Source organism: Vibrio sp. 2096, from assembly GCF_033339595.1.
GTDB lineage: Bacteria > Pseudomonadota > Gammaproteobacteria > Enterobacterales > Vibrionaceae > Vibrio > Vibrio alginolyticus.
On the sequence record NZ_JAWOUX010000001.1, the window covers coordinates 313,983 to 331,918 of the forward strand.

General features: G+C 44.5%; 22 protein-coding genes. 9 read left to right on the plus strand and 13 right to left on the minus strand.

Annotated features, from left to right (window positions below):
• Positions 1–13: 13 nt before the first annotated feature.
• Together creD and R7Q41_RS01410 are read left to right on the plus strand one after the other, a co-directional pair.
• Positions 14–1,354: a cell envelope integrity protein CreD gene (creD, locus tag R7Q41_RS01405; RefSeq protein ID WP_025768605.1), complete on the plus strand. Its 1,341-nt coding sequence runs from the start codon at positions 14–16 to the stop codon at positions 1,352–1,354.
• On the plus strand, positions 1,341–1,769 hold the full coding sequence (locus tag R7Q41_RS01410) for a DUF2809 domain-containing protein (protein WP_025768604.1): 429 nt from the start codon (positions 1,341–1,343) through the stop codon (positions 1,767–1,769). Before creD ends, R7Q41_RS01410 begins: the two co-directional genes overlap by 14 nt.
• Positions 1,770–2,006: 237 nt before the next feature.
• Here R7Q41_RS01410 and R7Q41_RS01415 read toward each other — a convergent pair whose 3' ends face one another.
• Positions 2,007–2,681 (minus strand): fructose-6-phosphate aldolase, encoded by a 675-nt coding sequence (locus tag R7Q41_RS01415; RefSeq protein WP_068336989.1) that lies wholly within the window; start codon positions 2,679–2,681, stop codon positions 2,007–2,009.
• Positions 2,682–2,937: 256 nt separating this feature from the next.
• Here R7Q41_RS01415 and R7Q41_RS01420 point away from each other — a divergent pair, with 256 nt between their 5' ends.
• Positions 2,938–3,879: a glycyl-radical enzyme activating protein gene (locus R7Q41_RS01420; RefSeq protein WP_318144317.1), complete on the plus strand. Its 942-nt coding sequence runs from the start codon at positions 2,938–2,940 to the stop codon at positions 3,877–3,879.
• A 2-nt stretch (positions 3,880–3,881) separates the two neighbouring features.
• Complete coding sequence (locus R7Q41_RS01425) at positions 3,882–6,320, plus strand: formate C-acetyltransferase/glycerol dehydratase family glycyl radical enzyme (RefSeq protein ID WP_318108660.1); 2,439 nt, start codon at positions 3,882–3,884, stop codon at positions 6,318–6,320.
• Between the two features lie 84 nt (positions 6,321–6,404).
• Here R7Q41_RS01425 and R7Q41_RS01430 read toward each other — a convergent pair whose 3' ends face one another.
• The gene (locus R7Q41_RS01430; protein ID WP_318108663.1) at positions 6,405–6,950 is read right to left on the minus strand and encodes a TetR/AcrR family transcriptional regulator; all 546 of its coding nucleotides are present in this window, start codon (positions 6,948–6,950) and stop codon (positions 6,405–6,407) included.
• 98 nt (positions 6,951–7,048) lie between these two features.
• Here R7Q41_RS01430 and R7Q41_RS01435 point away from each other — a divergent pair, with 98 nt between their 5' ends.
• From R7Q41_RS01435 to R7Q41_RS01450, 4 genes are all read left to right on the plus strand, one after another.
• Positions 7,049–7,522, plus strand: a complete 474-nt coding sequence (locus R7Q41_RS01435; protein ID WP_064369614.1) for an HPP family protein — start codon at positions 7,049–7,051, stop codon at positions 7,520–7,522.
• A gap of 138 nt (positions 7,523–7,660) precedes the next feature.
• A complete protein-coding gene (locus tag R7Q41_RS01440) occupies positions 7,661–7,876 on the plus strand; it encodes a TIGR02450 family Trp-rich protein (protein ID WP_005374999.1) in 216 nt (71 codons plus the stop codon).
• A gap of 112 nt (positions 7,877–7,988) precedes the next feature.
• The gene (locus R7Q41_RS01445; RefSeq protein ID WP_005386881.1) at positions 7,989–8,366 is read left to right on the plus strand and encodes a PH domain-containing protein; all 378 of its coding nucleotides are present in this window, start codon (positions 7,989–7,991) and stop codon (positions 8,364–8,366) included.
• A 10-nt stretch (positions 8,367–8,376) separates the two neighbouring features.
• A complete protein-coding gene (locus R7Q41_RS01450) occupies positions 8,377–8,595 on the plus strand; it encodes a DUF6500 family protein (RefSeq protein ID WP_005375001.1) in 219 nt (72 codons plus the stop codon).
• On the opposite strand, the gene R7Q41_RS01455 is transcribed toward R7Q41_RS01450, so the two are convergent.
• The 9 genes from R7Q41_RS01455 to fliD all read right to left on the minus strand — a co-directional run bounded on the left by R7Q41_RS01455 (position 8,592) and on the right by fliD (position 15,223).
• Positions 8,592–8,879 (minus strand): hypothetical protein, encoded by a 288-nt coding sequence (locus R7Q41_RS01455; RefSeq protein ID WP_005375002.1) that lies wholly within the window; start codon positions 8,877–8,879, stop codon positions 8,592–8,594. The two genes, R7Q41_RS01450 and R7Q41_RS01455, sit on opposite strands and share 4 nt — an antisense overlap.
• Before the next feature lie 77 nt (positions 8,880–8,956).
• Positions 8,957–9,952 (minus strand): flagellar motor protein MotB, encoded by a 996-nt coding sequence (locus tag R7Q41_RS01460; protein ID WP_262674443.1) that lies wholly within the window; start codon positions 9,950–9,952, stop codon positions 8,957–8,959.
• Positions 9,952–10,809, minus strand: coding sequence for a flagellar motor stator protein MotA (motA, locus tag R7Q41_RS01465; RefSeq protein WP_005375006.1), 858 nt, complete (start codon positions 10,807–10,809; stop codon positions 9,952–9,954). Before motA ends, R7Q41_RS01460 begins: the two co-directional genes overlap by 1 nt.
• A gap of 10 nt (positions 10,810–10,819) precedes the next feature.
• The gene (locus tag R7Q41_RS01470) at positions 10,820–11,548 is read right to left on the minus strand and encodes a FliA/WhiG family RNA polymerase sigma factor (RefSeq protein WP_005375008.1); all 729 of its coding nucleotides are present in this window, start codon (positions 11,546–11,548) and stop codon (positions 10,820–10,822) included.
• Between the two features lie 12 nt (positions 11,549–11,560).
• Entirely contained in the window at positions 11,561–12,061 is a 501-nt protein-coding gene (gene fliL, locus R7Q41_RS01475) for a flagellar basal body-associated protein FliL (protein ID WP_005375011.1), read from the minus strand.
• 22 nt (positions 12,062–12,083) lie between these two features.
• Positions 12,084–13,157, minus strand: coding sequence for a flagellar hook-length control protein FliK (locus tag R7Q41_RS01480; RefSeq protein ID WP_213895268.1), 1,074 nt, complete (start codon positions 13,155–13,157; stop codon positions 12,084–12,086).
• Positions 13,154–13,474, minus strand: coding sequence for a hypothetical protein (locus tag R7Q41_RS01485; RefSeq protein ID WP_005375013.1), 321 nt, complete (start codon positions 13,472–13,474; stop codon positions 13,154–13,156). The genes R7Q41_RS01480 and R7Q41_RS01485 overlap by 4 nt, the downstream gene beginning before the upstream one ends.
• Positions 13,458–13,844: a flagellar export chaperone FliS gene (gene fliS / locus R7Q41_RS01490; protein ID WP_005375014.1), complete on the minus strand. Its 387-nt coding sequence runs from the start codon at positions 13,842–13,844 to the stop codon at positions 13,458–13,460. The genes R7Q41_RS01485 and fliS overlap by 17 nt, the downstream gene beginning before the upstream one ends.
• A gap of 32 nt (positions 13,845–13,876) precedes the next feature.
• Complete coding sequence (fliD, locus tag R7Q41_RS01495; RefSeq protein WP_318144318.1) at positions 13,877–15,223, minus strand: flagellar filament capping protein FliD; 1,347 nt, start codon at positions 15,221–15,223, stop codon at positions 13,877–13,879.
• Between the two features lie 416 nt (positions 15,224–15,639).
• On the opposite strand from fliD, the gene R7Q41_RS01500 reads away from it, so the two are divergent.
• Positions 15,640–15,927 (plus strand): hypothetical protein, encoded by a 288-nt coding sequence (locus R7Q41_RS01500; protein WP_005375016.1) that lies wholly within the window; start codon positions 15,640–15,642, stop codon positions 15,925–15,927.
• Between the two features lie 70 nt (positions 15,928–15,997).
• On the opposite strand, the gene lafA is transcribed toward R7Q41_RS01500, so the two are convergent.
• Both lafA and R7Q41_RS01510 read right to left on the minus strand, forming a co-directional pair.
• Complete coding sequence (gene lafA / locus R7Q41_RS01505; RefSeq protein WP_005375019.1) at positions 15,998–16,849, minus strand: lateral flagellin LafA; 852 nt, start codon at positions 16,847–16,849, stop codon at positions 15,998–16,000.
• A 301-nt stretch (positions 16,850–17,150) separates the two neighbouring features.
• On the minus strand, positions 17,151–17,921 hold the full coding sequence (locus R7Q41_RS01510; protein WP_005375023.1) for an EAL domain-containing protein: 771 nt from the start codon (positions 17,919–17,921) through the stop codon (positions 17,151–17,153).
• Positions 17,922–17,936: the final 15 nt, after the last annotated feature.

Here is a 17,936-nt window from a genome sequence, read left to right on the forward strand (position 1 = left end):
TGGAGAATGAAACATGAAAAAGATCCTCAATAACCAACTCGGCACGAAGTTCGCCTTCGTGCTGTTTTTGTTTGTCTTACTGCAAATCCCGCTTTCAATGGTCACAGGGCTGATCTCAGAACGCTCATATCGCCAAGATGAAGTCAGAAACGACATCGCACGCAGCAGCAGCGGCGAACAGCGCATCATTGGCCCATTCATCATGGTTAACTACACCGAAACCAGTTACCGAGATGACAAAGTACAGATTAAAGAGCGTCGTAAATTCCTCCTACCTAGCACTTTTGATATGAGCGCGAATCTGGACAGTTTTGAAAAGTACCGAGGCATTTACCGCGCGCGTTTATACAAAGCACAAGTGGCACTGAAAGGCACTTTCGATGCAGACGATCTCACGGCATTGCAGGGGCTTGATATTGACAACATGAGCCTAGTCGTTGGCATTGAAGACAGCCGTGGATTGATTCGTTTGGATGACATGACCATGGCGAGCTCTGATATCGAAGTCGCACCGGGAACGGGGTTAAATCAGTTACCACAAGGCTTCCACAGTGATCTGACACTTGCAGACCTAAACCCAGCACAACCTTTGGCATTCGATCTTAACTTCTTGCTACAAGGGATGGGGCAGCTTCAAGTCACACCAATCGGCAGTCAAACAACGGTTGAACTCTCTTCAACTTGGGCACATCCAAGCTTTATCGGTGATTACTTACCGGTGTCATCAGAAGTCTCTGAGGATGGATTTAATGCACAATGGGCGAGCAATAACTTCTCTACCAATATCGCGCAGCTGTTCCAAAGCTGTTTGTCATCGAATCACGCTTGTCACGAGCTTGAACAGCGACAAATGGGCGTAGATTTGATTGATCCCGTGGACCACTATTTGAAATCCCACCGAGCTGTGAACTATTCACTATTGGTTATCACATTAGTGTTTGCGAGTTTCTTCTTACTGGAGCTGTTCCAAGCGCGTCCGGTTCACCCTGTGCAATACGGTTTTATTGGTCTGGCTTTAGCGCTTTTCTATCTGTTGTTGATTTCGATGAGTGAACATCTGGGCTTTAACTGGGCATATGTGGTGTCGGCAGTCGCATCGACGGGGCTTTTAAGTGTGTACGTGAGCGGTATGTTGAGCAACACCAAACACGGCGCGATATTCGGAGTGTGTTTGCTCACTCTCTACGGATTACTGTTTGGCTTGCTACAAGCAGAAAGCTACGCATTGGTTATGGGGACATTACTGTGTTTCGCAATTTTGAGCTTCACTATGGTCATTACACGCAACATCGATTGGTACGCACGAAATAAGAAAGAAGAAGAAAGTGCAAAGGCGAATCATGAAGATATTTAAGCGAGCAACTCTCACTGGTCAGCCAAGCGATATGGTGGAAGAAACGTGCGCTATCCACCTGCGATTTTCTGCAAAAAATGGACTGAAAAGCTTGGTGTGTTTTATCGTATTGGTCGTTATTGCGCTCTATATTCGAGACAGCTTTATTCGTCCGACATTTGGTGATGTTCTGGTTGTGGTTTGGCTCTACTACTTTCTTGCAAGCTTGTTCTCCATGCCCGTTAACTGGCTGGTTTCACTGGTGGTGTTGATTGCGTTTGCTGTCGAGTTGGGGCAATTGCTTCAGGTCGTAGCTTGGCTTGGTATCGAACCTTCATCGCCTCTGGCTGTAATTTTGGGCGCCACATTTGATTGGAAAGATCTGCTGGCTTATAGCATCGGAGGTCTACTGTGTTGTTGGATGGAAAAGCAATGAAAACCGAGATGAAAGCCATTGCGCTACCAAACCGACTCCGCCATTCCAAACGAGGTATTCGTAAAAGGATCAAAATCAGTTTACTCAAGCGCGTGTACCTTTGGTCACTGACCAATAGAGAACTACTGTAGCGCTACTTCTCTATCTGAAATACAAAAGGGAATCTTAACTCACCGGCGCACAGGTGAGTTAAGACTCCCTTTATTATTCATTGAGACGTCTAACTGCTACTTTTAATTAGCTTTCAAATGAAAGTTTCTCGCCGAACGTCTCTTTCCAGTCTTTATCGAACTGCTCAACCGCCGGTTTTACTGCTGGGTGAGCGAACATTTGTGCTGCTACATCGGTCGGTAGCGTAATCGCTTCGATGCCCAGTTTCATCACTTCCATCGCCTGTTGAGTGTTCTTGAAGCTGGCTGCCAAAATCTTCGCTGGTAGTTGGTTTTGATCGAGCAACAATTGAAGATCCGCGACCACTTCAACACCGTTGCCGTTCATCGCATCAATGCGGTTTACGTAAGGTGCTAGGTAGTCTGCACCGCACAGTGCTGCGAGGAAACCTTGTTGAGCTGAATAGATAGCGGTAGCAAGAACCTGAATTCCCTCTTTTTTCATTAGCTTAATTGCAGCTAAGCCGGTTTCTGTTGCTGGCACTTTTACCACCATATCGTAAGGCAATTCATTCAGTTGGCGCGCTTCTGCCACCATACCTTCGACAGTTGAACTCACGACTTGCGCGTGGAAACGAGGTGTACCACCAAGTGCTTCTTGCATGCCTGTTAGGGTTTCATTCAGTCCCTGTTTTGACTTTGCCAAAATGCTTGGGTTTGTTGTCACGCCTTTTAGCGGTAGGCACTGGTTAAAGCGTTTTACTTCTGCCACATCAGCAGTATCTAAATAAAGTTCAATCATGGTTTCTACCTTAAACAAAATCTTGGTTTTGATGATGGGATCACTATAGATCTGACAATCGAACGAGATCTTGATTTTGATCAATTGAAATTTCATTTGAAACTATAATAATTTCACTAAATGAAAGTTGAGTGAAATTTATGAACGCTCAAATGAAGCTTTCAATTCGAACAAACAAAAGCCGTTCATAAGACTTAACCAGCAAAAAGAAACGAATTAAGTACACAGCGAAAGCGAAACCAAGAGGCAAGCAGAGATGTATTTCAATATCCAACGATTCTCTACCCATGATGGCGATGGCATTCGTTCCATTCTTTTTCTTAAAGGATGCAGCTTGTCTTGCCCTTGGTGTCAAAACCCAGAAAGCCGCAGCGAAAAGCTTTCACTGCTGTTTGATCAGCGAAGCTGTATGGAAGATTGCCAGCTGTGCGTTTCTGCTTATCAAGCCACAACTCAATCCACAGCGGGTAGTGAAACGGTAAGTGATGGTATTCAACGTATCGACAACCAGATCATCATCAATCGCAAAGCCATCAAAGAAGACCAACTGATCGCGCTGCGCAATGTCTGCCCGACGCAAGCACTGACAGTCTGCGGTGAAGAGGCGAAATCAGACATGCTGTTCGACATCTTAATGAAGGACAAACCTTTCTATGACCAAAGCCAAGGTGGCGTGACCTTCTCCGGTGGTGAGCCACTTATGCAAGCCGATTTGGTGGCGGAACTCGCGCAGCGTCTGCATGACAACCAAGTATCGACTGCGATTGAATCGTGCATGCATGTGCCGTGGAAGAATGTCGAAAAAGCCGCGCCGCATATTGATTGCTGGTTGGCGGATTTAAAACACACCGATGAAGAAAAGTTTCTTAGCTGGGCGAAAGGTTCACTAAAACGCATCAAAGACAATTTCCGAAAACTGGCACCTATCGCGAAGCGCATTGTGATTCGCGTTCCAGTGGTGCCGGGGTTCAATGACACCATCGAAGAGTTGAAAGACATCATCGATTTTGCGGCTTCACTAGAAAGCTGCCAAGAACTTCACTTGCTGCCGTACCACACGCTCGGCATCAATAAATACCGTTTGCTCGATATGCCTTACGAGTGTTCTGACAAGCCATTAAACAAACCAGAACTGCTAGAAAGCGCCATGCAATACGCAAGCGAAAACACCCAACTTAACGTGATTGTAAGAGGTTAACTATGGACCTGAATTACCTTCCTGAGCGTATCAAAGCGCACAAATCGGCACTGGTAAATATCGTAACGCCACCTGTCTGTACCGAGCGTGCAGAGGCATACACTCGTGCTTATCAAGCAAACGAAGACAAACCTGTGATTGTCCAACGTGCGTTAGCACTGCAAGAGCACTTACGCACTCGTACGATTTGGATTAAACACGATGAGCTAATCGTCGGTAACCAAGCGAGCAAAGTACGTGCTGCGCCTATTTTCCCAGAATACACTGTACGTTGGATTGAAGCGGAAATTGATGAGCTAGCCGACCGCCCTGGTGCAGGCTTTGCGGTCACTGAAGAAGATAAGCAAAGCATTCACAGCATCACACCGTACTGGCGCGGTAAAACTGTTCAAGACCGTTGTTATGGCTTGTTTACTGATGAGCAGCAAGAAATCTTAGCCAGCACCATCATTAAAGCCGAAGGCAACATGACTTCGGGTGACGCACACCTAGCGGTGGATAACGAGAAAATCCTTAAGCTAGGCATGAACGGTTTGCTAGAGGATGTTCGTCAGCACCGTGCTAACAATGATGTTTCGACCTTTGAAGGCTTGAAGAAAGAGCAGTTCTACAAATCGGTCGAAATTGTACTGCTTGCCATTCAAGACCACATGGTGAGCTATGCTGAATTGGCGGCAAAAATGGCGCTAGAAGAGACGCGTCCGCTGCGCAAAGCTGAGTTAGAAAGCATTGCGGCAAACTGTCGTCATGTAGCAAACCACGCACCAGAAAACTTCTGGCAAGCACTGCAATTGAGCTACTTCGTTCAGTTGATGTTACAAATCGAATCGAATGGTCACTCGGTTTCTTTCGGTCGTATGGACCAATTCCTAAACGAATTTTATGTTCGCGATATCGAAAACGGCGCGATTGAAAAAGACTTTGCACTAGAGCTTTTACAAAGCTGCTGGTTGAAGCTGCTTGAAGTAAACAAGATTCGCTCTGGCGCGCACTCAAAAGCATCGGCAGGTTCTCCGCTGTACCAAAACGTGTGTATCGGCGGTCAGAAGTTGAATGAAAAGGGTGAGCCTGAAGACGCAGTGAATCCACTTTCTTGGGCGATTCTGGAATCTTGCGGTCAGTTACGTTCGACGCAACCTAACTTGAGTGTGCGCTACCACGAAGGTTTGAACCAAGAGTTCTTAATGGGTTGTATCGAAGTGATTAAATGTGGCTTCGGTATGCCAGCGTTCAACAACGATGAGATTGTTATTCCTGAATTCATCAAGCTTGGCGTAGAGAAAGAAGACGCGTACAACTACGCATCTATCGGTTGTATCGAGACGGCGGTTCCGGGCAAATGGGGTTACCGTTGTACGGGTATGAGCTTCATTAACTTCGCTCGTATCCTGCTCGCTTCATTGAACGAAGGTGTGGATGCAACAACGGGTAAAGCTTTCTTGCCGCACGATAAGTCATTAGCAAAAGGCAACTTTGAGAGCTTTGAGCAAGTGACGGCTTCTTGGGCAGAGCAAATCCGCTACTACACCCGTAAATCGATTGAGATTGATACGGTAGTCGACAGCGTACTTGAACAGCAAGCTCAAGACATCTTCTGTTCAACGCTGGTGGATGACTGTTTGGCTCGCGGTAAAACCGTGAAAGAAGGTGGCGCGAAATACGATTGGGTATCTGGCTTGCAAGTCGGTATCGCGAACTTGGGTAACAGCCTAGCAGCAATCAAACATCTTGTTTTCGATGATGCGCAAATCACCCAGCCCCTTATCTCACAACAACAGCTAGCAAAAGCATTGGCTGAAGATTTCGACGGCATGGAGAACGAACAGCTTCGCCAACGTCTTATCAACTTTGCACCAAAATACGGTAACGATGATGATGCAGTAGACCAACTACTGGCAGACGCTTACCAAGTGTACATTGATGAGCTAGAGCAGTTCGTTAATACGCGTCATGGGCGTGGTCCAATTGGCGGAGGTTACTACGCAGGTACATCAAGTATCTCGGCAAACGTCCCATTTGGCGCTTCAACTATGGCAACGCCAGACGGTCGTAAAGCGAAAACGCCATTGGCAGAAGGTGCAAGCCCATCCTCTGGCTCAGACCGTTTAGGTCCAACAGCGGTATACAACTCGGTCGGTAAGATCCAAGCGAATAAGATCCTTGGTGGCGTGCTGCTTAACCAGAAGTTAAGCCCGGCAGCGGTTGAGTCTGAAGGGGATAAGCTCAAGCTTTCTATGTTGATTCGTACCTTCTTCAACCACCACAAAGGTTGGCACGTGCAGTACAACATCGTCTCTCGTGAGACCTTGCTAGCTGCGAAGAAGAACCCAGAGCAATATCGTGATCTTGTCGTGCGAGTTGCAGGCTACTCAGCGTTTTTCACCGCGCTATCACCAGATGCTCAAGACGATATCATTGCTCGTACCGAGCACGAGCTGTAAGTACACTCACTAACTAAAACGAAAGGCACCGATTGGTGCCTTTGGTTTGAATACTTAATTCGCAAATGACTATACCTGAACGCATTAAAGCGTGTGCAAAATGGTCACGCATTTCTTCGTGACGTTGTCGTACTCTTTCGTCATGTAAGCGGTAGTGATCGCGCCCTCTTTCATGATGCAAATGGCATCAAGTAATGCAGCGTTGTCTGATTTGAGATAGCGTTGAATTAGCTCTCTGACTTGCTGCTTATGGTAGCGGCAATACGTTGCGATCTCGCCACTGTCGTCACTGAACTCCGCGGACGTATTGATGAAAAAGCAACCGCGAAACTCGCCCAACTTTTCTTCAGAGCCATGAAACCAGCCGTTGAGTGCTGTAAATAACTGATCGATCACCTCCGCGCACGTTTGTGCTGAAGAAAGCTTTTCCTCCAACCATTCCATAAATACTTGGTGGCGTTGTTCTAATGCGGCGATGATAAGCGCTTCTTTGCTCTCAAAATGGTTATATAGCGTGCGTTTAGCCACGCCGGAAACATTGAGGACTTCATTGATGCCAATAGAGTTGATGCCTTGTTTATAAAACAGTGACAAAGCTGTGTCGATCAATAACTGTTTCTTTTTGTTCATAACTATGTCCTCAAAAAGTTCCATAAACACATATTGACAAAGGTAGACAGATTTGTCTATTTTATTTTGTAGACAATTCGGTCTACTTTGAGGTGTTTATGAATAATTTAATTTTATCGTTGGTTGCCGGGCTTGGCGCTACGTTGGCTATTGGCGTATTGTCCTACGCTGAGGTATCACTGACGGAGGTTGTACTCCTGATGGCACCATTTGGTGCTACCGCAGTACTGGTGTTTGGGGTGCCAGGCAGCCCTCTTGCTCAACCCAAAAACGTGATCATTGGTCACTTCATCACGGCCTCTATCGGTATTGCGTTTAGCCAGTATGTTGATGTCACGCCGGTCACGCTCGCGATTGCGACGGGGCTGGGTGTGTCTGCGATGCTGATTACGAAGACCACTCATCCACCTGCGGGTGCAAATCCAATTTTGATCATGGCGTCTGGGCAGGGATGGAGTTTTCTCTTCACGCCTGTCCTGATTGGCGCGATAGTGATTGTTCTGGTCGGTAAAGGGTTACAGTTGCTACAAAGTCAGTACTTAAACCCTCGACTGAATGGTCAGAAGACCTAGTCGGATTGTAGTTAGAGCCGCGAAAGGGAGTGATCTCTTTTGCGGTTTTATCTTTTGTCGGTTTGCAAAAACAAAATCTGATTCTCTCTTGGTATTCAGTCGTATACATCAACATGGTAGTTAAATTGGTACAATGCGATGAACAGAATCCACCCTAAGAAACTATTGCACAGTAAATGGACGGCAATTTCACCTAAAAACAAAGAGAAGCATTTTGTCGTGACGGAAATGGAACTAGATGAAGATGGTAACGTTGTGAGATGTGTCATCGAGGCAGTCATGAGTAAACGCGACCGAGAGATGAACTGGCAAGACCTAAAAGACTCTGAGCAATGGATGCAAGGGTGGAAGTGAGTGACGCTTCGTTGTTGGGCGAATCAAGCAGAAACGTGCGTTGCGAGTAGGCAAAAGTGGTGCTATCTGATACGTTGATAATTCGTTCTAACGCCCACTCAAAGGATTAATTATGATTGATTTCGACAATTCCTCTGTATTTAAGCTTAAGCCGATTGACGTTTCTAATGCCAGAGAAGACTTCCTTAAGTTCTTGATTGATGGTGAGACTATTTTCGCTGCTTTTAAAACAGTTCGTGACCAAGTGGTGTTTACGAACAAGCGAGTGATAGCGGCAAATGTGCAAGGGATTACCGGCTCAAAAGTGGATTACACTTCTTTGCCTTACAGTAAGATCAATGCATTTTCTATCGAGACCTCTGGTACTTTTGATTTGGATTGTGAAATCGAGTTCTTCATGAGTGAGGTGGGAAGAGTGCGTTTTGAAATTAAAGGCTCGTTTGATTTGATTTCTTTCAACCGTATGGTTAGTGAGTATGTACTAGGTTAAGGGATTAGAAATGAGAGCTTCGCTGAGAGACAAAATTATAGAGGTCTGTGACAAAAAGATCGCGAGTAAAGGTGAATTGGTTGGTCTCTCATTTTATGCGTTTTTCGCTAATAAAAATGACGACCCAGAGCTGTTGATGGAAGCGGCTACGTGGTGGATTCAGACTCATCAGCTCGACCACTTCGAAAAAGCAGTAAAAGTAAAATCAATGGTCGAGTCGGGGAGCTAAATTAAAAAAAAGAAGTAAAGAAAGCAGACAAATGCTAATAACGTTGCGGACAAAACAGGGTAGATAATGTAAGAGTCCTGCTTGTTGGTTCGTTGAAAACATAGCGAAACAAGTAAGACGTTATAAACTACAAGTAACAAGCTGATCATGGTTCCGCTGTTTAATGTCATACTTGATAGCTGAGTTAAGAAAAACGCCAATAAAAGGTAATCGAAGACAATGAGCCATAAAAAGGCTTTCTTTAGTAAGTCGCTTTTTCTTTTTTCGGATGATGTTATGTGCATATAGAACTCAACTAAAAAGTCACAGTAACAGAGGCTTTGGTTAGAGAGGTCACCATCAGAGTGGTGACCTTTTAAGATTATAATTCTTGAATTTTTACTTCGCTGGTGGCGGTATCGCCGGAGTAATTGATGACTTCTTGACGAATGACTGGTTGGTTGAATTCAGCCTTCTCTTTCGCTTTTTGCAGTTCGCTTTCTTGGTGGTTGCCAAAAAGGGTCTCAAGCACTTTAGCGGCAGGAGTCGTTAAAACAAACAGCTCAATACGACGGTTTTCGCTAGAATCTGGCTCATCAGGATTAAGCAGCGCTCTATCTGACATACCCGTTACCTGCATTACTCTATCATCCGGCATACCGCCTTCAACTAACGTATTTCTTGCTATGTCTGCTCGAGAGGCTGATAACGCCCAGTTAGATTGACGACCAAAACGCTTTTTAAATGGAATTGCATCTGTGTGTCCGCTGATGATCAGAGGGTTGTTAACACGATGAAATACAGGTGCTAGTGCGAGCAGTAAATCTTCAAAAAAAGGAGTAAGTTCTGCACCACCACGGCTGAACATGTGCTGTTTGTAATCATCTTGAAGGACGATACGCAAACCTTGTGGTGTCACCGTGACGTTTACATTTCCCTGCGCATTAATTTGGGCAGTCATTTGCTCAATTACTTTCGCTAGTGCGGCAAGTTGCTCTTGAGTATCGAAGTTACCAGGAATCAAAGAATCAATTTCTGGTCCATCCCCATCACCTTTGAAGTAAGAGCTTACCACATGGTTGGAGTTGTGTTTACTTGGCACAGAAGAGTCCTGTGCCAAGTCGATAGGAGAAATACTTTGTGATGTATCAAATGGGTTGCCGTAACTCTTGTCGAATACGCTTGAACTATGCAAGTGGGCAACAATCGCTTTACGCTCTTCTTTGTCTACCACCTGCATAACCCAAAGTACAAGAAACAGCGCCATTAGGGCGATCATGAAGTCAGCAAACGCGACTTTCCACGCGCCGCCATGAGACGACTCATCATGGCTGTATACTTTGGCACGTTTGAACACTACATGCTCTTGTTTTTGCATTATCCCTCCTGTTCAGCTAACCACTTCTCCATTTGGTTGAATGTTGGTTTGATGTCTAGCTGAATATGTTTACGACCAGCGTCAATGGCGAGCAATGTCGGCTTTTTCGCTACGTAGGCAACCAAGGTTGCACGAACGCACTCAAAAGCAGTCATATTACGTTTTACTCGCTGAGCCATGGCGTTACTTAGTGGATCTAAGCCACAGTAACAACCGAAAATACCAATGAATGTACCAACGAGAGCTGCCGCAACGTGATAACCAATCATAGCGATTGAGCCATCAATAGCTTGCATGGTGATAATGATGCCACCAACTGCTGCAAGAATACCGAAGCCAGGTAGTGCTTCTGCTGTACGCTGTAGTGAGCGTGAAGGTAAAAGCATTTCGTTCTGTATTGCTTCGATTTCTTGCTCTAGCAGTCCCTCTAATTCATGAGGCGACATCTGTCCCATTGCCATTAAACGTAAATTGTCAGTAATGAAAGAAATTAGGCGATGATCTTCTGCGATCGTCGGGTAAGCGAGGAACATAGAGCTTTGCTCCGGAGCCTCAATATGAGAATCCAGAAACTTGTATCCGCGGTTTCTCGCTGTCTCTAGCAAGTTGTTGAGTAGTGCCATTAATTCCATGTAGTACTCATGCTCTTCTGTTGGACCTTTAATGGTCGCTGGCACTTGGCGACGCATTTCTTTCAGTACATGAGGCGGATTACCGATGATCAAAGAACCAGCAGCGGCGCCAATAATGATAAGGAATTCGGCTGGCTGCCAGATAGCACCTAAGCTACCACCGGCCCACATATATCCACCGAAGACGCACACCAGGATAGTGAGCACTCCAAAAAACTTTTGCATCTTGTGACTCCTAAGAGGACATTAATTGGTTGAGTTGTTTCAGCGCTTGTTTGTGAAGCTGACATATACGAGGTGGTGTCAGATCCAATACCAGAGCTATTTCGTGTAAGTTGAGTTCATGTTGATAGAACAGAGTCAGGAGCAGTTGATCGCGCTTAGGTAATTTACCCAAAGCACTGTCTAAACTACGACGAATATGTTCATGTTCCATGCCATCGTATTGCCCGCCAATGTAGCTATCACCGCTGCTCTCCATCAGTTGGTCAAGGCTTTGCATCTCGCCTGCGAGAGCGGCATTTTGGCGGTTGTAATAATCTTGCTCATTCGTCCCTAAAGCCTGGATGATTTCGGCATCCGTTGGCATTCGACCTAACGTTCGAGTGAGATCTCGAGTCACGTCGTTGAGCTCGTGGGCTTGTTGACGAGTCTTACGTGAACGCCAATCTAGTCGGCGTAATTCGTCTAAAATAGCTCCCCGAACTCGACAAACGGCGAAAGCAGGAAAGTGAGGATCGTCAACATCGCCATATCGGCGTCCAGCCTCGACTAGAGCGATAAGGCCTATCTGCTGCATATCTTCAATACTACAGTGAGAAGTGGCATGAACGCGCAGCTGGTTAACTACGCGTTTTACCATGACCTGATGACGTTGTAGCAATGCGTTTTCATCAATTGGTCGTGACGGTGTTGTCACTTCCTCTTCTGTGGTGTAAGTGTCTTGTACATTCATGTCTAACATGGTTGTGCTCCGTTATTGCACAACATATTTAGTCAACAAAACATCGTCGATTTCTCGGACGATGTCTGTTTTAGCAAAAGCGAGTAGAAGCGTTTGCTTCACTTCGTCTTGCAGAATATCGATGGCACCCGCTTGCTGTAACTGATCAAACGTTTTGTCGCTAAACAGTTTTAATAGAGAGTTTTGTACCATAGGCATGTATTCATCGATCTCTTTGATACGCTCTGGACGGCGTGTCTCAATTGCCAGTTCTAGCATCACAAAGTGAGTCTGTTTCTTGCCTTTAACGGTCAAAACGACTTTGTCCAAAGGATGGAAGCTAGGACCTTTACTTGTCGGTTGTTCTGTGACCAAAAAAGACAGTGGAGAGTCTTCGATCAGTGAACCAGAGTCAGGTGACTCTTGAGCGTGTTTGTTTAAGTACCAGATTCCGCCCATAATTGTGACGGCCGAAACGAGGGCACTGGTGATGATCATGGCGATAAACAGGGCGATCATTTGTTGTTTGGTCATAACCTTTTTCCTCGAAGATTCACTAAGCTTGAGTGCTTAGCCAGTGTTCTGAATAGTTAGTTGTTGTCGTGGTTTGGAATGCACCAGATTCTCGTGCGGCGAAAATATTGGCGTCTTCTTCGTTTGCATGTGGGTCATTTCGACCTTGGTTTTGATCAGAGCCAACATTGACATCGACATGAACGAAGTTTTGCTCTTGTAACTCAGTACGCAATCGTTCCGAAACTTGCATTAAAGCTTCTCGTGTTGCTGCGGCATTGGCGTTGATGTGGACACTTAATCGGTCACCTTCAACACGTACAAGTAAATCCAGTTTCCCCAAGTCTGGTGGGTCTAGGCGGATTTTTGCTTCTTGTACATTTTGTTGAGCTTGGAGCGTCACGCGATCATGTAATACTTGCATCATTTGCTCCCCCCACTTTCCGGCAGTGGTATCAACACGCACTGCTGCCCACTCAGAGCCTTGAGCTTGAACATGACTCGTCGCAACCGGTGAATGTGCAGGTTGTGTTGTAGGAGCTTGTGCTTGAAGTAGAGAGGCGGTTGGTTGCCCTTGAACAGGTTGATTCAAAAGAGTTTGAAACTCAGCACCGGAAATAGGCAAACGCGAACTCGATGAAGTCGGCAGACTTTGCTTCACATCTTGTTTTGATGATGTGTTTAACATAGCGTTAGACGAATCTTGAGTAACAGACTTAACTTCGCTCGCAGCCATTAAAGATGACGCTTTTCCTAGTTTCTCAGCCTGCTTCTCTGCCATGGTAATCATACCCTGGGTTAAAGCTTGAGCTTGCGCTGCAAGATCAGTCGATTCTGTTAACCCTGGTGTACTGGTCAAGTTGGCATCCGGATCTGAAGCTGAGCGGTCATCAGTATCAAAACCATGACTTTGTACTTTGTTTGCGTTGTTCAAAGTAGAGGCCGTAAGGTGAAAACTCGGTACCGCTGACGCAGAGTTAAAGTCTTGCTCACCATTCTGCTTGTTCCCTGATTTAAAACCATGAGAAAAGCCGTGTACCGAGTTCGCTTGCTTGATGTGACCCTCATTGTTAGCTGGCGAATTACCCGAGTGCTGAGTTGAAGAAGGTATGATCATTGAGTTAGCTCCATGGTCATTGCTAATTGATAGGCCATAGCGCGTTCTTGATGGTCATTGACCATGTTCATCTCTTTTTTCAACTCGTTGGTCGACTTCTCTAATACTGCGAAGGCATTAGCGTGCACTGTTTTCGCTCGCTGGATTTCAGGTGCAAGCTTAGGATCTTTCAAAAAAGGCTTGTGACTGATCAAAAGCTCTCGCAACTGCAAGTCGTACCGCTTGAGCGCATGCCAATCGGCCGTTTTTGCGGCGAACTGGATGAGCTGAGATAAATGACGGAATCGCTCTGGCGATACTTTATGCTTGTTGTCCAAAATTCATCCAACCTTCACGAATGTTACCCATTACACGCTCAACGTTAACCAAGCGATTTGCATCGTTTTGCACGCTAGCGTAATAAAGTTCGACTTGGCAGAAGTCATAAAGCTGGCGTAGGTTTTCCGCAATTTCACCGCCGTTTTCATCATCTAGAGCACTTGTTAGTCCAATCAAGATGTTCATGCATTTGTTGATTCCATTCCCTTTCTCGGCCAAACGATTTGCGGCTAGGTGGCCGCGAATACGTTCAACTTCATCGAGTAGGCCATCGATTAACATGATGACTAATTGGTGTGGATTTGCTGCTGCCGCTTGAGCGTCGAGATCGACTTGTTGGTACGAATCGTAACCAGAATCCATAAGCATGAATATTTCTCCTAAATTTGGAACCAAATGTCTTATTTTTGAGCATTAAACATGGACATGGTTTGGTTCATTTGGGTCATAATTGAATTCATTTGAGTGAATTGTTTGAGATAGCGGTTGTACGACATTTCGTACTTACGCTCTAAATTGGTTTGTTTATCTTTGATTCGGTCTAAGCTTGACTCTATTGCGTCTTTACGCGTGCTGAAGGTACCTGATGAGAACTTCAAGAAAGGCTCTACCATCGCGTCAAGAGAATCTAGCAAAGCGTCATCCCCATTAAACAACGCCTCTAAGCCTGCGCTATTTGTTTGTTGAGCTTCTTTGAACTTTTCTTGATCAACTTTCATTTTACCGTTGCGGTCTAGGCTCACGCCGATTTCGCTTAGGCGCATACCATTGTGTTCACCTCGGATTAACCCCGTTAACTGACTCTCAATAGAACGCAATGTCGAGTCGCTAGCGAGCACGCCGCGTTTCTGATCTTCACCGCCAATTTGGGTGTACTGATCGATAGTCGAAACAAGGGCATTGTAGGTTTCCACAAACTTATCTAGTTGTTCTTTAGTGCCTTCGCTATCAGCTCCGATTTTTAAACCGATTGGCGAATCTCCCGCGGCTTGCGGTTTAGATACGGTAATGTCAACACCGTCGATGACACCTTCAAAAGTATTACTTGCGTTGGTTAGTTTCAGGCCTGAGTCTTTTGCACCTAGCCACATAACCGCATCTTGCGGAGCGTTAATTTGCTTGAGGTTGGTGAAGGCGTCTTCAAACCACGCTTGGCCAGTACCCGTTGCAGATACGTTGATCTTATTTTCGACACCAGTCTCAGTGCTCGATAGCATAAAGTGTGTTTGACCATTCGAGCGAACTAGAGTGGCGTTAACGCCAGGGTTATCCGTGTGATTGTTAATCGCACTGGCTAAATCACTGATCGTTGCAGTGCCGTCACCATTAACATCAACGGAGGACAAGTCTAGAGTCATTGTTTCACCGTTGATGGTGAATTCTAAAGATCCAGTTGTTGGTACTTCTGTCGTCGCCTCAAGGTCTGCAGGCATTCCTGTAGATACTTGATGCGCCGTTGCCACTTTTTCTACAAAAATCTGATAGTTACCCGTTAGCGCTTTAGCATCCGCGTTTGCAGTAAAGTTACCTTCTTGAGAGAGTGTCGCACTGTTTTTGATGATGCTGTTTGTGCTGTTATTCATCTCTTTCATTGCAGTACGAAAATCACGTAGTGCGCTTTCAACTTTATTAAAAGCTGACAGTTGTGACTGGTACACATTAGCTTGCGCTTGGTAACGGTTTTTGAATGGGTTTGTGTCCAATTGTGCGAATTGGGTTGCCATTTTTACTGGGTCTAAAGAACTCATGAGGTGTGCTCCTCTCATCTCTTATTGGCTTGAATACTTTGAATGCTACGCCTTAGTTTAATTATCAGTGGCAAGATGCGTGCCGTATATTAAATTCAATTAAAACAAAGGTTTAAAGCTATTTTGTTTTCTTGGGAGGAAGTGGTGTTTCCACCTTGTTTGTTCCGCCTTCCTCCATGGAAAAAGTAATTTCCTTATAAGAAAAGGCGACCTAAACAAAGAAAATATTTAATTGTATTGACGGTTCTAATTAGGAGAGATGTTTTAATTAGACGTTATATTCAGCCTTTACTTCAGCTTGATTCAGATAATTCTTACAGAGTGCATTAATTGCGTTCTGATATTATTTTTGATAGTGCGATGTGCAAGTGTTCTCACTAAAAATTAAATTTTTTACGTTTCAAAGAATGTCAGTTATGAATGAATTTGCGTTACGATTGATGAAATGTGCTCGTGCATATGAAGAGTTCATTAACAAAAAACTATTAAGTAAACAGAGCATCAATTCTGATGAGATAGCTAGTATCTTAAAGGAAGCTAAGTTCAATTTTCCTGAACTTAGAGATAGTAAAATAGGAAGTAAATTAGAGACGATAGAATTAGAACTGTTTAATAAGGTTTTATTCAATATTATGTTGAAGTTCGGATTCAGAGTGCCTGAATCTCATAAAGATAATACGAGCTCTATTTATATTCGTAGATAAAAATAAAGCCTTCCATAGGAAGGCTTTATAATTAAGACGATTTAAATTAAGCGCACTATTAACTAAGTAATTAGCGTAGTAGTGACATTGCCATGCTTGGAAGCTGGTTAGTTTGAGACAGAACAGTTGTACCTGCTTGCATCAACATTTGGTTCTTAGTCATGTTTGAAGACTCTACTGCAAAGTCTGTATCCATGATACGACCTTTAGATGCTGTAACGTTTTCTACCATGTTACCAAGGTTAGCCATAGTGTGCTCAAGACGGTTGATGTTCGCACCGAAGTCTGCACGAGAGCTACCAATTTTTTCTACTAGACCGTCAGCGCCGCTGATTTTGTCTAGTGCTGCTTTTGCTTTAGTCGCGTCATCGATACCATCTGTAATTGCTGCATCAGCAAGAATAGTAGTGATTTCACCGATACCTGCGCTTGCGCTTACAGTCAATGTTTCAGCAGAAGATGCACCGATTTGGAATGTTACGTCACCTGCACCGAAGCCGCCGCCTTTAAGAAGGTTTTGACCACCGAACTTAGTGTTGTCTACGATGTTGTTTAGTTCTGCAGTAAGCTGTGTGAACTCTTTGTTAAGAGACGCACGGTCTGTTGCACTGTTTGAACCGTTCAACGATTGTGTAGCAAGGTCGTTCATACGGTAAACGATGTTTGTCATTTCATCCATCGCACCTTCAGCAGTTTGCATCATAGAGATGCCGTCTTGTGCGTTACGCATTGCTACTGACATGCCGCGTGTTTGCGCTTCTAGACGGTTAGCAATTTGAAGACCAGCAGCGTCATCAGCAGCTGAGTTCACACGGTAGCCTGTGCTTAGACGTTCCATTGCTGTGTTTAGAAGTCCGCTTGTTGTGTTCATTGTGTTTTGAGTTACAAGCGAAGCGTAGTTAGTGTGCATTGATAAAGCCATCTTAGTCTCCTTAGTTAGTCACTATATCTTTCAGGCCTCGGGATATTCCCTTGTCACTAACTAGAGGCGGTCGGTCGGCTTTAATGATTAATTTGAAAATTAAAAAATTTCTAAAAAAGATAAAAATTGATGATTTTTAGTGATTTGTATTCCATGAAAACCGGGAAAATCATCATATAAGCCTAAATTTTTTAGTTAAGTTAAAGAAACTATTGCCCAATGATCTTGTGGTTATCCGTTATAAATAAAAAAACAGCACGAATAAATCGTGCTGTTTTAAATATAAATGGTTGAGTTTCAACTATTCCTCATCAAAAGACTGAAAGGAGAGAGAGGTTGGGATATCGCTGAAATAACCAAAATAATAACTGGCACCCAATAAACGATAGCGGTTAAGTTCCGTTTGACTCGCTACACGTCCGGCAACCCAAGTATATTTATGCTTTCTTAAGAACTTAGCAATAGGTAGGAAAGCGTGTCTTTCTTCTTTATCTTCTAGTGTGACTGACAATTTGATCATATCGGGACTAAAGTCTGCGACGCGCTCGAAGTTCACTTGCGATGTCGCGACTTCAAACCAAAGTGAATATGCATTCTCTTTTAACTTTTTGGTGAGTGTGGCGACTTTATCACGATCACATAACGTTTCATCAGCTTGAAGAGAAGGAATCACATGTTGAAAAGCAGAAGAGTGGAACTGAATCGTCTGTTCGAGAAAATAAACCCCAGGCTCCCAAAGTAATGCATCCACGCGAATTGGCACGACAACATTACTAATCAAGTCGTGATGAAAGGCTTCTAACTGAAATTGTGTTTGTCTTAGTGCAAGGTAAAGACTGAACAAATCCAGGCAGTACTGCATTTGTTCAGAGAGTTTGAATTGATAGACACTTTGTTCTCCACGCATACCAAATCTCAACGTCAGGTGTTGGAATTCTACTTCCCCTGATTGAGCTTCCCTAATTGCTTGGCATGCGTGTTGGACATCATTGTGTTTTAAAGCATCAAAGACTAATTGATCGTCATCCGTGACGATGTGTTGTACTGCGAGACCAACCAAATGTTCGTACATCGCATGTGTTGAAAT

Excerpts from the sequence above, each read along its gene's own strand:
- R7Q41_RS01435 (WP_064369614.1), top strand. The coding sequence starts at position 7,049 with ATGAATAATTTAATTTTATCGTTGGTTGCCGGGCTTGGCGCTACGTTG.
- R7Q41_RS01420 (WP_318144317.1), top strand. The coding sequence starts at position 2,938 with ATGTATTTCAATATCCAACGATTCTCTACCCATGATGGCGATGGCATT.
- R7Q41_RS01470 (WP_005375008.1), bottom strand. The coding sequence starts at position 11,548 with ATGTTAGACATGAATGTACAAGACACTTACACCACAGAAGAGGAAGTG.
- R7Q41_RS01425 (WP_318108660.1), top strand. The coding sequence starts at position 3,882 with ATGGACCTGAATTACCTTCCTGAGCGTATCAAAGCGCACAAATCGGCA.
- R7Q41_RS01410 (WP_025768604.1), top strand. The coding sequence starts at position 1,341 with ATGAAGATATTTAAGCGAGCAACTCTCACTGGTCAGCCAAGCGATATG.
- lafA (WP_005375019.1), bottom strand. The coding sequence starts at position 16,849 with ATGGCTTTATCAATGCACACTAACTACGCTTCGCTTGTAACTCAAAAC.
- creD (WP_025768605.1), top strand. The coding sequence starts at position 14 with ATGAAAAAGATCCTCAATAACCAACTCGGCACGAAGTTCGCCTTCGTG.
- motA (WP_005375006.1), bottom strand. The coding sequence starts at position 10,809 with ATGCAAAAGTTTTTTGGAGTGCTCACTATCCTGGTGTGCGTCTTCGGT.
- R7Q41_RS01455 (WP_005375002.1), bottom strand. The coding sequence starts at position 8,879 with ATGCACATAACATCATCCGAAAAAAGAAAAAGCGACTTACTAAAGAAA.
- R7Q41_RS01480 (WP_213895268.1), bottom strand. The coding sequence starts at position 13,157 with ATGATCATACCTTCTTCAACTCAGCACTCGGGTAATTCGCCAGCTAAC.
- R7Q41_RS01460 (WP_262674443.1), bottom strand. The coding sequence starts at position 9,952 with ATGCAAAAACAAGAGCATGTAGTGTTCAAACGTGCCAAAGTATACAGC.
- R7Q41_RS01430 (WP_318108663.1), bottom strand. The coding sequence starts at position 6,950 with ATGAACAAAAAGAAACAGTTATTGATCGACACAGCTTTGTCACTGTTT.
- fliD (WP_318144318.1), bottom strand. The coding sequence starts at position 15,223 with ATGAGTTCTTTAGACCCAGTAAAAATGGCAACCCAATTCGCACAATTG.
- R7Q41_RS01445 (WP_005386881.1), top strand. The coding sequence starts at position 7,989 with ATGATTGATTTCGACAATTCCTCTGTATTTAAGCTTAAGCCGATTGAC.
- fliS (WP_005375014.1), bottom strand. The coding sequence starts at position 13,844 with ATGCTTATGGATTCTGGTTACGATTCGTACCAACAAGTCGATCTCGAC.
- R7Q41_RS01450 (WP_005375001.1), top strand. The coding sequence starts at position 8,377 with ATGAGAGCTTCGCTGAGAGACAAAATTATAGAGGTCTGTGACAAAAAG.
- R7Q41_RS01440 (WP_005374999.1), top strand. The coding sequence starts at position 7,661 with ATGAACAGAATCCACCCTAAGAAACTATTGCACAGTAAATGGACGGCA.
- R7Q41_RS01510 (WP_005375023.1), bottom strand. The coding sequence starts at position 17,921 with ATGTACGAACATTTGGTTGGTCTCGCAGTACAACACATCGTCACGGAT.
- R7Q41_RS01500 (WP_005375016.1), top strand. The coding sequence starts at position 15,640 with ATGAATGAATTTGCGTTACGATTGATGAAATGTGCTCGTGCATATGAA.
- fliL (WP_005375011.1), bottom strand. The coding sequence starts at position 12,061 with ATGACCAAACAACAAATGATCGCCCTGTTTATCGCCATGATCATCACC.
- R7Q41_RS01415 (WP_068336989.1), bottom strand. The coding sequence starts at position 2,681 with ATGATTGAACTTTATTTAGATACTGCTGATGTGGCAGAAGTAAAACGC.